Raw genomic sequence first — 12,991 nt, 5'->3', positions numbered from 1 at the left:
CATGGTGGAATCTCAGGAGGATCCCGACATGTCCGAAGCGGTAGGTGGCTGTATCCGGCCACGCACCACTGTCACCGAAGCGGAGGTCGAGGCGCTGGTCCACGGCATCTGCTTCAAGACCGGCCCGCCCCGGCGCCTGGGCGTCGAGGTGGAGTGGCTGGTCCACGACACGCACGCGCCACGGCTCCCCGTGGCACCCGAACGGCTCCGGGCGGTCTACGCCGCCCTGCGGACCGTGCCCCTCAGATCCGCGCTGACCGTCGAACCGGGCGGCCAGCTGGAGCTCAGCTCGCTGCCCGCCGCCTCCCTGACGGAGTGCGTCGGCGCCGTCTGTGCCGACCTCGACGCCGTACGCGCGGTCCTGCGCGAGGACGGTCTCGCCCTCGTCGGCCTCGGCCACGACCCCTGGCAGGCGCCCCGCCGCTTCCTGCGGCAGCCGCGCTACGACGCCATGGAAGCCTGTCTCGACCGCACCGGCCCCGCCGGGCGCTTCATGATGTGCACCTCCGCCTCCGTACAGGTGTGCCTGGACGCCGGGCACGAGGAGCCCGGCCCGCTCGGGCACGTGCGCCGCTGGTGGCTGGCCCATCACCTGGGCGCGGTCCTGCTGGCCGCGTTCGCGAACTCCCCGCTGGCCGGCGACCGGCCCACCGGCTGGCGGTCCACCCGTCAGCTGCGCTGGACCCAGATCGGCACCGGGCGGGCCGGCGGCCCCGCGCTGGACTCCGATCCCCGCCGCGCCTGGACCCGGCACGTCCTGGACGCGCCGGTGATGTGCGTGCGCCGGGACGGCGGGCCCTGGGACGTGCCGGAGGGCATGACCTTCCGGGAGTGGACCCGGAACCGGACGCCCAGAGCGCCGACGCGGGAGGATCTGGACTACCACCTCACCACGCTGTTCCCGCCCGTCAGACCGCGCGGCCATCTGGAACTGCGCATGATCGACGCGCAGCCCGGGGACGACGGCTGGATCGTGCCGCTCGCCGTGACGGCGGCGCTGTTCGACGACCCGGAGGCCGCCGAGACCGCCTACCGGGCGGTGAAGCCGCTCGCGGAGCGCACGCTCGGCCTGTGCGCCCCGCACAACCCGCTGTACCAGGACGCGGCCCGCCTCGCGCTCACCGATCCGGAGCTGCGCGAGGCCGCCGTCGCGTGCTTCACCGCGGCGCTCGGCGCCCTGCCCCGGATCGGTGCCACGCCCGCGATCACGGCCGCCGTGGCCGGGTACCTGGAGCGCTATGTCCGCAGGGGCCGCTGCCCCGCCGACGATCTGCTGGAGATGCCGGACGGCGCGAGCCGTGGCCCGCACGGGAGGGAGACCCGCCCATGACCGACCCCGCCATGGACACCGCCACCGACACCACCGCCGTACCCCCCGTCGACGCCGAGAGCCTGCGCGAGCGGGCCCTGTCCACGCTGGTCACCGCCCGCGACCGCACCACGCTGCTGACCAGCTGCGTGGAGGGTCCCGACCTGACCGCGCAGGTGTCGCCGCTGATGTCCCCGCTGGTGTGGGACCTGGCGCACATCGGCAACCAGGAGGAGCAGTGGCTGCTGCGCGCCGTCGCCGGGCACGAGGCGATACGCCCCGAGATAGACAGCCTGTACGACGCCTTCGAGCATCCGCGCGCCGACCGGCCCAAACTGCCCCTGCTCCCACCCGATGAGGCCCGCCGGTACGCGGCCGACGTGCGCGGACGGGCGCTGGACGTGCTGGAGTCCACCGCGTTCCACGGGACGAGGCTGACGGAGTCCGGCTTCGCCTTCGGGATGATCGCCCAGCACGAGCAGCAGCACGACGAGACCATGCTGATCACGCACCAGCTCCGCAAGGGCCCACAGGCTCTGACCGCGCCGGACCCGGACCCGGTGCCGCTGTTCACCGGCCCGGCGGAGGTCCTGGTGCCCGGCGGCCCGTTCGTGATGGGCACGTCGGCCGAGCCGTGGGCGCTGGACAACGAACGCCCCGCGCACCGGCGCGAGGTGGCGTCCTTCCACATCGACACCACGCCGGTGACCAACGGCGCGTACCAGGCGTTCATCGACGACGGCGGCTACGACGACCCGCGCTGGTGGACCCCTCAGGGCTGGGACCACATCCGCCGCCACTCCGTCACCGCCCCGCTGTTCTGGCGCCGGGACGGCGGGCAGTGGCTGCGGCGGCGCTTCGGCGTCACCGAGGTGGTGCCGGCCGACGAGCCGGTGGTGCACGTGTGCTGGTACGAGGCCGACGCCTACGCCCGCTGGGCCGGGCGGCGGCTGCCCACCGAGGCCGAGTGGGAGAAGGCCGCCCGGCACGACCCGGCGGGCGACCGCGCGATGCGCTACCCGTGGGGCGACGCCGACCCCGGCCCGGAACACGCCAACCTCGGCCAGCGGCACCTGCGTCCGGCGCCCGCCGGCAGCTATCCGGCCGGTGAGTCGCCGCTCGGCGTGCGGCAGTTGATCGGCGACGTCTGGGAGTGGACGTCGAGCGACTTCGCCCCGTACCCGGGTTTCCGGGCGTTCCCGTACAAGGAGTACTCGGAGGTGTTCTTCGGGCCCGACTACAAGGTGCTGCGCGGCGGTTCGTTCGCGGTGGACGCGGTGGCCTGCCGGGGCACCTTCCGCAACTGGGACTACCCGATCCGGCGGCAGATCTTCTCCGGCTTCCGCACCGCCCGTTCGGCGGAGGGCTCCTGATGTGCCGTCACCTGGCCTACGCGGGCCCGGTGGAGCCGATCGCCCGGCTCCTGGTGGCTCCGCCGCACGGGCTGTACCGCCAGTCCTGGGCGCCGCGGCACCAGCGGTACGGCACGGTCAACGCCGACGGGTTCGGCGTCGGCTGGTACGCCGAGGGCGACCCGGTGCCGGCGCGGTACCGGCGGGCCGGACCGATCTGGGCGGACCAGTCCTTCGCCGACCTGGCCCGGGTGGTACGGACCGGCGCGCTGCTGGCCGCCGTGCGGGACGCGACGCTCTCCGGCGCCGACGCGGAGGCCGCGGCCGCCCCGTTCGCCGCCGGGACCTGGCTGTTCAGCCACAACGGCGCCGTGGCCGGCTGGCCCGGAACGCTGACCTCGGTGGCGTCGTCGCTGCCGCCCGGCGACCTGCTGGCGCTGGAGGCCCGCAACGACTCGGCGCTCGTGTGGGCGCTGGTGCTGGCCCGGCTGCGCGCCGGGGACGACGCGGGCCGGGCGCTCGCCGAGACGGTGGCGGAGGTCGCCGACGCGGCCCCGGCCTCCCGGCTCAACCTGCTGCTGACCGACGGCGCCACCGTCACGGCCACCACCTGGGGCGACACCCTGTGGTACCTGACGCGGCCCGGCGGCGGCACGGTCGTCGCCTCGGAGCCGTACGACGACGACCCGCGCTGGCAGGAGGTCCCCGACCGCACGCTGCTCTCGGCGAGCGGCACGGACGTCCTGCTCGCCCCGCTGAAGGACCCGGGCGGCGACGCCCTCGCAGACGCTTTCGTCCCCCCTAAGGAGCCCCGCACGTGAGCCAGTTCCGTCTCACCCGCACGCTGCCCGAGGACGCCACCGACGCCGCCCTGCGCGACGACGTCCTGGCGGGGCTGACGAGCGCACCGAAGTGGCTGCCGCCGAAGTGGTTCTACGACGCGCGCGGCAGCGAACTGTTCGAGGAGATCACCGCGCTGCCCGAGTACTACCCGACCCGGGCCGAGCGGGAGATCCTCGTCGGCCGGGCCGGCGAGATCGCCGCGGCGACCGGCGCCCGCACCCTGGTGGAGCTGGGCTCGGGCTCCTCGGAGAAGACGCGGTTCCTGCTCGACGCGCTGACCGGGCTGCGCGGCTACGTGCCGGTCGACGTCAGCGAGAGCGCCCTCACCCAGGCCGGGCAGGCGCTCGTCGCCGAGCGGCCGGACCTCCAGGTGCACGCGCTGATCGCCGACTTCACCTCGGGGCTGACGCTGCCCGAGACACCGGGCCCCCGGCTGGTCGCGTTCCTCGGCGGCACCATCGGCAACCTGCTCCCCGAAGAGCGCGCGGCGTTCCTGACCGCCGTGCGGAAGCTGCTCTCCCCCGGCGACGCCCTGCTGCTGGGCACGGACCTGGTGAAGGACGAAGGGGTGCTGGTGCGGGCGTACGACGACGCCGCCGGGGTGACGGCCGCGTTCAACAAGAACGTGCTGTCCGTGATCAACCGGGAGCTGGCGGCCGACTTCGCGCCCGCCGCCTTCGAGCACGTGGCGCTGTGGAACGCCGAACGGGAGTGGATCGAGATGCGGCTGCGCTCGCGCACCGCGCAGACGGTCAAGGTCCAGGCGCTCGACCTGGCCGTGGACTTCGCGGCCGGGGAGGAGCTGCGCACCGAGGTGTCCGCGAAGTTCCGGCAGGACGGGGTGCGTGCCGAACTGGCCGGGGCCGGGCTGGACCTGGCCCACTGGTGGACCGACGGCGAGGACCGGTTCGCGCTGTCGCTGAGCGTGGTGCGCTGAACCGATGCGTCCCGGTCCGGGCCGCGCGGGTCAGCGTGCGTCCAGGTCCAGGAGTTCGGTGATGCGGTCGGAGGCCTTGGCGGCCTCCGACTCCGCGTCGCCCCCGGTGAGCACCTTCGTCATGTACTCCTTGATCGGGTTGTCCGCCTCCACCGCGCCCCACCGGGGTGTGCCGGGGGTCGCCCGGCCCTGTGCGGCCCCGGCGGCCATGGCGGCGACCGCTTCCTCGCCCGCGACGGCCTCGGCGAGGGACTTCTTGTTCGGGACGTAGTGCATGGTGCGGGCCAGGTCGGTGTTCCACTTGGTGCCGACCAGCGCCTCGACGACGGCGAGGGCGCCCTCGTGCTGGTCGGTGTTCTTCGGTACGACGAGGTCGGAGCCGCCGGTGAAGACGGCGCCGGGCTTGTCGGCGGTCTTGCCGGGCACCGGGAAGAAGCCCAGCTTGCCCTTGAGGCCGGGGTTGTCCCGCAGGATGCTCTGGGCGACCGCCGGCACGGCGACGATCTGCGCGACGTCCCCCTCGGCGAACACGCCGGCCTGCGGCGGGTGTTCCTCGTCGGCGTCGACCGGGCCGTCGCCCAGGGCCTGCAGCTCGCGGTAGAAGTCCATGCCGCGCAGGGCGGCCTCGGAGTCCAGGGCGCCCCGCCAGGTCCCGCCCTCCTCCACGGCCAGTTCGCCGCCCTCGTCCCAGATGAAGCCGGAGAGCGTGTACCAGTCCTGACCGGCCAGGTAGATGCCCTGGTCGCCGCCGGAGTCGAGCTTCTCGGTGGCGGTGAGCCACTCCTCGCGGGTGCGGGGCGTATCGGTGATGCCGGCCTGCTCGAACAGGTCCTTGCGGTAGATGACCACGCGGTTGGCGGCGTACCAGGGGATGCCGTACTGCTGGGACATCCACTGCCCCGGTTCGGCGAGGCCCGGCAGCCAGTCCTGAAGGCCCCAGTCCCGCATCGACTCCAGTGTCAGGTCCTGGAGCCGGCCGCCCTCCGCGTACTGCGGGACCTGGGTGTTGCCCACCTCGATGACGTCGGGCCCGTCGGTGCCGTCGGCCTTCAGGGCCGTCTGCACCTTGTCGCCGATGCCGGTCCACTCCTGGATCTTCAAGTCGAGTTCCAGGCCGGGGTGTTCGCGCTCGAACTCCTCGGTGAACCGCTTGAGGAAGTCGTCCGAGGCGCTGCCCTTCATCAGCCAGAGCGTGACCGCACGCCGCTCGCCCTCGCCGTCCTGCGACATCAGGCCGCAGCCGCTGAGCAGGGAGGCGGACACGCAAACAAGGGCGAGGAGGCGACGTCTCACGGAGGGTCCTTCTGTCTGACGAACAAGGTGCGGGCGCGGACGGGGAAGTCCTGCGCATGCGAAGGGAGACCCGACGTGGGGGAACGAGCCCGGAGCTCGAACGGGTGGCAGCCATGTTGGTATGGACCAATGCCGAGGTCAAGGGGTGACGGCCGGTTGCTCCGCCGGGGCTCCCGACGCCTCGCGCCACGTCCCGGCTTGGGGCACGGTGGAGTGACGGCACACCGCCGCCCGCGGAAGGGAGCACCCGCATGTCGAACCACACCTACCGGGTCACCGAGATCGTCGGCACCTCGCCCGACGGCGTCGACCAGGCCGTCCGCAACGGCATCACCCGTGCCTCCGAGACCCTGCGCAACCTGGACTGGTTCGAGGTGACCCAGGTCCGCGGCCAGATCGAGGAAGGGCGCGTCGCGCACTGGCAGGTCGGCCTGAAGCTCGGCTTCCGCCTGGAGGACACGGACTGAGCGGACCGGGGGCCCGGGGGCCCGGTCGCTCAGGTGCGGCCCTCACGCTCCTGCGCCACCCGCAACTCGGCCGACCGCGCCGCCCAGCGGGCCCGGACGACGGTGAACCCGGCCCGTTCGGCGTCGTCGCAGACCAGTTCGTCGTCGTCCACCAGGACCCTGACCTCGCGGGTCCGGGCGAGCCGCCGGAGGATCTCCAGCTTGGTGCGCCGGGCCGGCCGCCGGTCGGCGTTGCCCCGCATGTGCACGGGCCCCCGGGGCAGGCCGTGCGCGGCGAGCCAGTCGAGCGTGTCGCGCCGGCAGCGCTCGGGCCGCCCGGTCAGATAGACGATCTCGCACTCCTCCGCGCTCTCCCGCACCAGCGCGATGCCCTCGGCGAGCGGCGCGTCGTGCGGCGCGGCGGCGAAGAAGGCGTCCCAGTCGCGGGGCCGGCGCTCCAGGAACCGCTGCCGGTGCGCGGTGTCGGCGAGGGTGTTGTCCAGGTCGAACACGGCCACCGGGAGTTTCTCGCTGTCGGTCACCCGCCCACCCTAGAACGCGCTGCCGGGAATCCTGGCGCCGCGCAGGCGTTGAACCCGGTGTGAGCTCAGTGATCGCCTCCACCCGCTTCTCCGTCCTCGACCGCTCCCGCATCCGCGAGGGACACACGGCCGCCGAGGCGCTGCGCGACACCGTGGCGCTGGCGCGGGAGGCCGAGCGGCTGGGTTACCACCGGTTCTGGGTGGCGGAGCACCACGGCGTGCCCGGTGTGGCGGGCTCGGCGCCGACCGTGCTGGCCGCCGCCGTCGCCGGTGCCACACACCGCGTCCGGGTCGGCACCGGCGGCGTGATGCTGCCCAACCACCGGCCGCTGGTCGTCGCCGAGCAGTTCGGCGTGCTGGAGTCGCTGTTCCCCGGGCGGATCGACATGGGGCTGGGCCGTTCGGTGGGCTTCACCGACGGCGTGCGCAGGGCGCTCGGCCGGGACAAGGACGACGCCGACGACTTCGACGCGCAACTGGCCGAGCTGCTGGGCTGGTTCCGGGGCACGTCCCCGACCGGGGTGCACGCCCGCCCGGCGGAGGGGCTGACGGTGCCGCCGTTCGTGCTGGCCATCGGCGAGGGCGCGGCCGTGGCCGCCCGGGCCGGTCTGCCGATGGTCATCGGCGATCTGCGCGACCGCGACCGGATGCTGCGCGGCATCGACCGCTACCGCGCCGGGTTCCGTCCCTCCGAGTGGGGCGGGGAGCCGTACGTCGTCGTCTCCGGCACCATCGCCGTGGCGGGCAGCGCCGAGGCGGCCCGGCGGCTCCTGGTCCCGGAGGCCTGGTCCATGGCGCAGGCCCGCACCCGCGGCTCCTTCCCGCCGCTGCCGCCGGCCGAGGAGGCCGAGGCCCGGACGATGACCGCCAAGGAGCGCGACCTGTACGAGTCAGGGCTCGCCGGACACCTCGCGGGCACCGAGGAGCAGGTCGCCGAGGAACTGGAGACCCTGCTCCGGGACACGGGCGCGCAGGAGGTGCTGGTCACCACGAGCACGTACGACCGCGAGGCCCTGCTGGACTCCTACCGGCGGCTCGCCCGCGTCACCGGCACGGCGGCGGCCACCGCGTCGGCGTAGAATCGCGGGGTTTGTCCCCCTCCCCGGAAGCGACCGGGCCGAAGACCGTACGGAGTTTCCCGCGATGCACAGTCCCCACGACCCGTACGTCCGGGTGCGCGGCGCCCGTGAGCACAACCTCAAGGGCGTGGACGTGGACATCCCCCGGGACGTGGTGGCCGTGTTCACCGGGGTCTCGGGGTCCGGGAAGTCGTCGCTGGCCTTCGGGACGGTGTACGCGGAGGCGCAGCGGCGGTACTTCGAGTCGGTCGCTCCGTATGCCCGCCGGCTGATCCACCAGGTCGGCGCCCCGAAGGTGGGCGAGGTCACCGGACTGCCGCCCGCCGTGTCGCTCCAGCAGCGCCGCACGGGACCGACGTCCCGTTCCTCGGTCGGCACGGTCACCAACCTCTCCAACTCCCTGCGGATGCTGTTCTCCCGGGCCGGCGACTACCCGCCGGGCGCGCCGCGGCTCGACTCGGACGCCTTCTCGCCGAACACGGCGGCCGGGGCGTGCCCGGAGTGCCACGGCCTCGGGCGGGTGCACCGTACGACGGAGGAGCTGCTGGTCCCGGACCCCTCGCTGTCGGTCCGGGACGGCGCGATCGCCGCGTGGCCGGGCGCCTGGCAGGGCAAGAACCTGCGGGACGTCCTCGACGCGCTCGGGTACGACGTGGACCGGCCCTGGCGTGAGCTGCCCGCCGAGCAGCGGGAGTGGATCCTGTTCACGGACGAGCAGCCGGTGGTCACCGTGCACCCGGTACGGGACGCCGGCCGCATCCAGCGACCGTACCAGGGCACGTACACGAGCGCCCGGCGGTACGTGATGAAGACCTTCTCGGACACGAAGAGCGCCACGCTGCGGGCGAAGGCGGAACGCTTCCTCACCAGTGCGCCCTGCCCGGTCTGCGGCGGCGGGCGGCTGCGGCCCGAGGCCCTGGCGGTGACCGTGGGCGGGCGCACCATCGCCGAACTGGCCGCGCTGCCGCTCACGGAACTCGCCGGCGCGCTGCCGACGGACGGCGAGACGGCCCGCGTGCTCACCGAGGACCTCGCCTCGCGGATCGGGCCCGTCGTCGAGCTGGGCCTCGGCTATCTGAGCCTGGACCGCTCGACGCCCACGCTGTCGGCGGGCGAGTTGCAGCGGCTGCGGCTGGCGACGCAGCTGCGGTCGGGGCTGTTCGGGGTCGTCTACGTCCTGGACGAGCCGTCGGCGGGACTGCATCCGGCGGACACCGAGGCGCTGCTGACGGTGCTGGAGCGGCTGAAGGCGGCGGGCAACTCGGTGTTCGTGGTGGAGCACCATCTCGGCGTGATGCGCGGCGCCGACTGGATCGTGGACGTGGGCCCCCGGGCGGGCGAACACGGCGGACGGGTGCTCTACAGCGGTCCGGTCGACGGGCTGGCCGGCGTCGGCGAGTCCGCGACGGCCCGTCACCTCTTCGACCGCTCCCCCGCGCCCGCCCGTACGCCGCGTGCGCCGCGCGGGTCGGTGACGGTCGGCCCGGTCAGCCGGCACAACCTGCGCGAGGTGACCGCCCGCTTCCCGCTGGGCGCGCTCACCGCGGTGACGGGTGTGTCCGGCTCGGGGAAGTCGACGCTGATCGGCGAGATCACCGAGGAACTGCCGGGGGTGGGCCGGCTCGTCTCGGTCGACCAGCGGCCGATCGGACGGACCCCGCGCTCCAACCTCGCCACGTACACGGGCCTGTTCGACGTGGTGCGCAAGGTCTTCGCGGCCACCGGCGAGGCGCGCGAGCGGGGTTACGGCGTCGGCCGCTTCTCCTTCAACGTGTCCGGCGGGCGCTGCGAGACCTGCCAGGGCGAGGGGTTCGTCAGCGTGGAGCTGCTGTTCCTGCCGAGCACGTACGCGCCGTGCCCGGACTGCGGCGGGGCGCGGTACAACCCGGAGACGCTCGAAGTGGCGTACCGGGGGCGGAACATCGCCGACGTGCTGGACCTGACGGTGGAGGAGGCGGCGGAGTTCTTCGCGGACACGCCCGCGGCGGCCCGCAGTCTCGCCGCGCTGCTCGACGTCGGGCTCGGCTACCTCCGGCTCGGTCAGCCGGCGACCGAGCTGTCCGGCGGGGAGGCGCAGCGCATCAAGCTGGCGAGCGAACTGCAGCGGGGACGGCGCGGCCACACCCTGTACCTCCTCGACGAGCCGACGACCGGTCTGCACCCGGCCGACGTGGAGGTGCTGATGCGCCAGTTGCACGGGCTGGTGGACGCCGGGCACACGGTGGTCGTCGTCGAGCACGACATGGCCGTGGCGGCGGGCGCCGACCACGTGATCGACCTGGGGCCGGGCGGCGGCGACGCGGGCGGCCGGATCGTGGCCGAGGGGTCGCCCGCCGAGGTGGCACGGGCGGCCGGGAGCGCCACGGCGCGGTATCTGGCCGAGGCGCTGCGCGGCGCGGGGCGCCGGTAGAACCGTCACCGGCGCCCCGCCCGGCGGTGAGTGGCGCGGAGGGTTACCCGGGACCCGGCCTCCTCTTGTCGTCCAGGCGCGCCGCGTCGTCGTCGAACCGCGCCGCGTCGTCGTCGAAGCGCTCGGTCTCCGCCTCGATCCGCTCCTTGCGCACGCGGCCTCGGACGACCTCGTCCTCGGTACGCTCCTCCGTGACCATCCGGACGCGCTCCACCGGGACCGTCTCCGTCTCCACGACGGGGCGTTCCTCGTGCAGCGTGACCTCGTGCTCGGCCTCGCTGATCTCCGGTCCGGCCAGCGCGTCCCCGCGGTTGGCCTCGGTGATCGGTTCGCGCTCCACCCGGACTTCCTCGTGGCTGACCGGAACGGTCTGCTGGACCTCTTCCGTGACCACGTACTTGCGCAGCCTGGCCCGGCCGGACTCCCGCCGCTCGACGCCGACGTGCATCTGCTCCTCGGAGCGGGTCATGGCGTCGTCGTCGCGCATGCCGGTGCGGTCCGTGCCCGCCTCACGGCCGGCCATGCCGCCCGTCGTGCCGGCGGTGCCCGCCATTCCGGCCGTGCCCGCCGCCCCCGCCGCTCCGGCGGTGCCCGCCGGTCCCGGGCCGGCGGCGAAACGGCCGTCGTCGGTGCGCTCTGCTTCCGAGAGCACGCTGTCCCAGTTGATGCCGTAGTAGTCGTAGAGCCGGTGCTCCTCCGACTCGGACAGATGGCCGCCCGCATCGACGTCGACGTTGGGTGCGTCCTTGACCTGGTCCTTGAGGTAGGGCACCTCGAGGTGGTCCTGCACCACCGCGGCGTCACGGATGGGGATGAAGGACTCGTTGGAGCCGAACATCCCCGTCTTGACGCTCACCCACTCGGGGCGCCCTGTCATGTCGTCGAAGAAGACGTGCTTGGCGTCGCCGATCTTGTTGCCGTCCCCGTCGTAGACCGGATGGTCCAGGACGTTGGCGATCTCTTCACGGGTGATCATCTGGCATCACCCTCCTTCCGGAGTGCCTGCCTTCCGGATGTCCGCATCAGCCGTACGAAAACGGCACATACGTCACAAAGTGCGCATACTTTTCGAATGTGCTTCCCCGGGGTGGCCGTGCTCCGGCCCGGCGGCAGCGGCCAGGGTGCGGCGGTCGTGGTGGCGGCCGGGCGGGAGCACGGGGCGCACCTCGACCTCGGCGGTCAGTCCCCGTACCGACGCCACCCGCCACAGGGAGGCGAGCAGGGTGTCCTCGCCCACGAACGCGGCGGCCGTACCCACCGCCCGCTCCCCGCTCCAGTAGCGGATGCGCACCGGCTGGACCGGCACCTCCGCGTCCAGGGCGGCCTGGAAGACGGCCCGGCTGAAACGCCCGCGGGCGCGTCCGCACCAGGTGCTGCCCTCGGGGAAGACGGCGACCGCGGCGCCCGTGCGCAGTGCCCGCGCGACCGCGGCGACCGTGCCGGGCAGGGCCCGCAGCCGGTCCCGTTCCAGGAAGAGCACGCCGGCCCGCGCGGCCAGCGGGCCCGCCACCGGCCAGCGCCGCACCTCGCTCTTGGCCAGCATCCGGGCGGGCCGCACCGCGGCGAGGAGCGGGATGTCGAGCCAGGAGACGTGGTTGGCGACGAGGAGCAGCCCGCCCTCGGGCGGGGCGGCGCCCGTGACGCGCACCCGGACACCGGCGGCCCGCACGGTCCAGCGGCACCAGCGCCGCACCAGGACGGCGGGGACTCGGGTGCGCAGCGGCGTGAGGACGACCGCGACGCCGGCGAGGAGCAGCACGGCGACCGCCGTGAGCCGCAGTACGGCGCGCGGCAGGGCCCGCGCGGCCGGGCGCGGCCCCACGCACGTCCCCGGGGTGCAGGGCGCGGTGGGCAGCCAGGCGCTCATCAGGCCGGGACGAGCGAGAGGAAGTGCCGCAGATAGCGCGGGTCGACCCGGTTCATCGGCAGCAGCACGTACAGGTCGGCCACGCCGAAGTCCACGTCGTGCGCGGGCTCGCCGCAGACCCAGGCTCCTAGGCGGAGGTAGCCACGCAGCAGCGCCGGGAGTTCGGTGCGGCCGGCCGGCGCCGCCGAGGCGCGCGGGACCCAGGGGAGCAGCGGCCGCACCCGGTACTCCTCGGGCGCCAGGTGCTTGGCCCGCACCCGGTTCCAGGTACCGGCCGCGAGGGCGCCGCCGTCGGCGAGCGGGACGGAGCAGCAGCCGGCCAGCCACTCGTGGCCCCGCTCGGTCATGTAGCGGGCTATGCCGGCCCAGATGAGCCCGACGACGGCGCCGTCGCGGTGGCCGGGGTGCACGCAGGAGCGGCCGACCTCGACCAGGCCGGGCCGGATGGCGTCCAGCGCGGTGAGGTCGAACTCACTCTCCGCGTAGAGCCGTCCGGCGACGGCGGCGCGCTCGGGCGGCAGCAGCCGGTAGGTGCCGACGACCTGCCCGGTCGTCTCCTCGCGCACCAGCAGGTGGTCGCAGTACGCGTCGAAGGGGTCGACGTCGTGTCCGGGCTGCGGGCTCGCCAGCAGGGCGCCCATCTCCCCGGCGAAGACGTCGTGCCGCAGCCGCTGCGCGGCCCGCACGTCCTCCTCGTCCCGGGCGAGGCTGACGGTGTAGCGGTGGGGCGCGGCGGGCTTCGGGGGGCGGTCTGCGGTCAGTACGCCGGTCATGGGTGCTCTCCTGGTCACGGGGCGGGTCCACTGGACGCGGGGCGGTCCGCCACAGTTCTTCCGACGCCGGCTGTACTGCGCGTGACCAGTGCCGGGAGAGCGGGTGTGCGCTTGCTGAATGCCGGGGGCGCATGCGAGAC

At 74.1% G+C, this 12,991-nt stretch carries 12 protein-coding genes; 7 read left to right on the top strand and 5 right to left on the bottom strand.

The annotated features are described in order from the left end of the window. The first annotated feature begins 28 nt into the window (after positions 1–28). The 4 genes from egtA to egtD are packed head-to-tail and all read left to right on the top strand — an operon-like array spanning position 29 to position 4,441. Positions 29–1,330, top strand: coding sequence for an ergothioneine biosynthesis glutamate--cysteine ligase EgtA (gene egtA, locus M6G08_RS21990; RefSeq protein WP_272588871.1), 1,302 nt, complete (start codon positions 29–31; stop codon positions 1,328–1,330). After that, positions 1,327–2,682, top strand: coding sequence for an ergothioneine biosynthesis protein EgtB (egtB, locus tag M6G08_RS21985; RefSeq protein WP_272588870.1), 1,356 nt, complete (start codon positions 1,327–1,329; stop codon positions 2,680–2,682). The genes egtA and egtB overlap by 4 nt, the downstream gene beginning before the upstream one ends. Further along, positions 2,682–3,482, top strand: a complete 801-nt coding sequence (gene egtC, locus M6G08_RS21980) for an ergothioneine biosynthesis protein EgtC (protein WP_272588869.1) — start codon at positions 2,682–2,684, stop codon at positions 3,480–3,482. The genes egtB and egtC overlap by 1 nt, the downstream gene beginning before the upstream one ends. Beyond that, positions 3,479–4,441 carry an L-histidine N(alpha)-methyltransferase gene (gene egtD, locus M6G08_RS21975; protein WP_272588868.1) on the top strand — a complete coding sequence of 321 codons (963 nt, stop codon included), beginning with the start codon at positions 3,479–3,481 and terminating at the stop codon, positions 4,439–4,441. Before egtC ends, egtD begins: the two co-directional genes overlap by 4 nt. 30 nt (positions 4,442–4,471) lie before the next feature. On the opposite strand, the gene M6G08_RS21970 is transcribed toward egtD, so the two are convergent. Beyond that, positions 4,472–5,734 carry an extracellular solute-binding protein gene (locus M6G08_RS21970; RefSeq protein ID WP_272588867.1) on the bottom strand — a complete coding sequence of 421 codons (1,263 nt, stop codon included), beginning with the start codon at positions 5,732–5,734 and terminating at the stop codon, positions 4,472–4,474. A gap of 251 nt (positions 5,735–5,985) precedes the next feature. Between M6G08_RS21970 and M6G08_RS21965 the strand changes: the two genes are divergently transcribed. After that, the gene (locus M6G08_RS21965; protein ID WP_272588866.1) at positions 5,986–6,201 is read left to right on the top strand and encodes a dodecin; all 216 of its coding nucleotides are present in this window, start codon (positions 5,986–5,988) and stop codon (positions 6,199–6,201) included. Positions 6,202–6,230: 29 nt separating this feature from the next. On the opposite strand, the gene M6G08_RS21960 is transcribed toward M6G08_RS21965, so the two are convergent. Next, positions 6,231–6,722: a phosphatase domain-containing protein gene (locus M6G08_RS21960; protein ID WP_272588865.1), complete on the bottom strand. Its 492-nt coding sequence runs from the start codon at positions 6,720–6,722 to the stop codon at positions 6,231–6,233. Positions 6,723–6,781: 59 nt separating this feature from the next. Here M6G08_RS21960 and M6G08_RS21955 point away from each other — a divergent pair, with 59 nt between their 5' ends. Continuing rightward, a complete protein-coding gene (locus M6G08_RS21955; RefSeq protein ID WP_272588864.1) occupies positions 6,782–7,801 on the top strand; it encodes an LLM class flavin-dependent oxidoreductase in 1,020 nt (339 codons plus the stop codon). Positions 7,802–7,865: 64 nt separating this feature from the next. Beyond that, complete coding sequence (locus M6G08_RS21950) at positions 7,866–10,211, top strand: ATP-binding cassette domain-containing protein (RefSeq protein WP_272588863.1); 2,346 nt, start codon at positions 7,866–7,868, stop codon at positions 10,209–10,211. 43 nt (positions 10,212–10,254) lie between these two features. On the opposite strand, the gene M6G08_RS21945 is transcribed toward M6G08_RS21950, so the two are convergent. From M6G08_RS21945 to M6G08_RS21935, 3 genes are all read right to left on the bottom strand, one after another. Further along, positions 10,255–11,187 (bottom strand): PRC and DUF2382 domain-containing protein, encoded by a 933-nt coding sequence (locus M6G08_RS21945; protein WP_272588862.1) that lies wholly within the window; start codon positions 11,185–11,187, stop codon positions 10,255–10,257. A gap of 72 nt (positions 11,188–11,259) precedes the next feature. Next, positions 11,260–12,078: a lysophospholipid acyltransferase family protein gene (locus M6G08_RS21940; protein ID WP_272588861.1), complete on the bottom strand. Its 819-nt coding sequence runs from the start codon at positions 12,076–12,078 to the stop codon at positions 11,260–11,262. Then, complete coding sequence (locus M6G08_RS21935; protein ID WP_272588860.1) at positions 12,078–12,851, bottom strand: GNAT family N-acetyltransferase; 774 nt, start codon at positions 12,849–12,851, stop codon at positions 12,078–12,080. The genes M6G08_RS21940 and M6G08_RS21935 overlap by 1 nt, the downstream gene beginning before the upstream one ends. Positions 12,852–12,991 lie beyond the last annotated feature (140 nt).

The sequence above is a fragment of the Streptomyces sp. M92 genome (assembly GCF_028473745.1).
Classification (GTDB): domain Bacteria; phylum Actinomycetota; class Actinomycetes; order Streptomycetales; family Streptomycetaceae; genus Streptomyces.
This window is presented reverse-complemented; position numbering and strand designations above follow the sequence as displayed.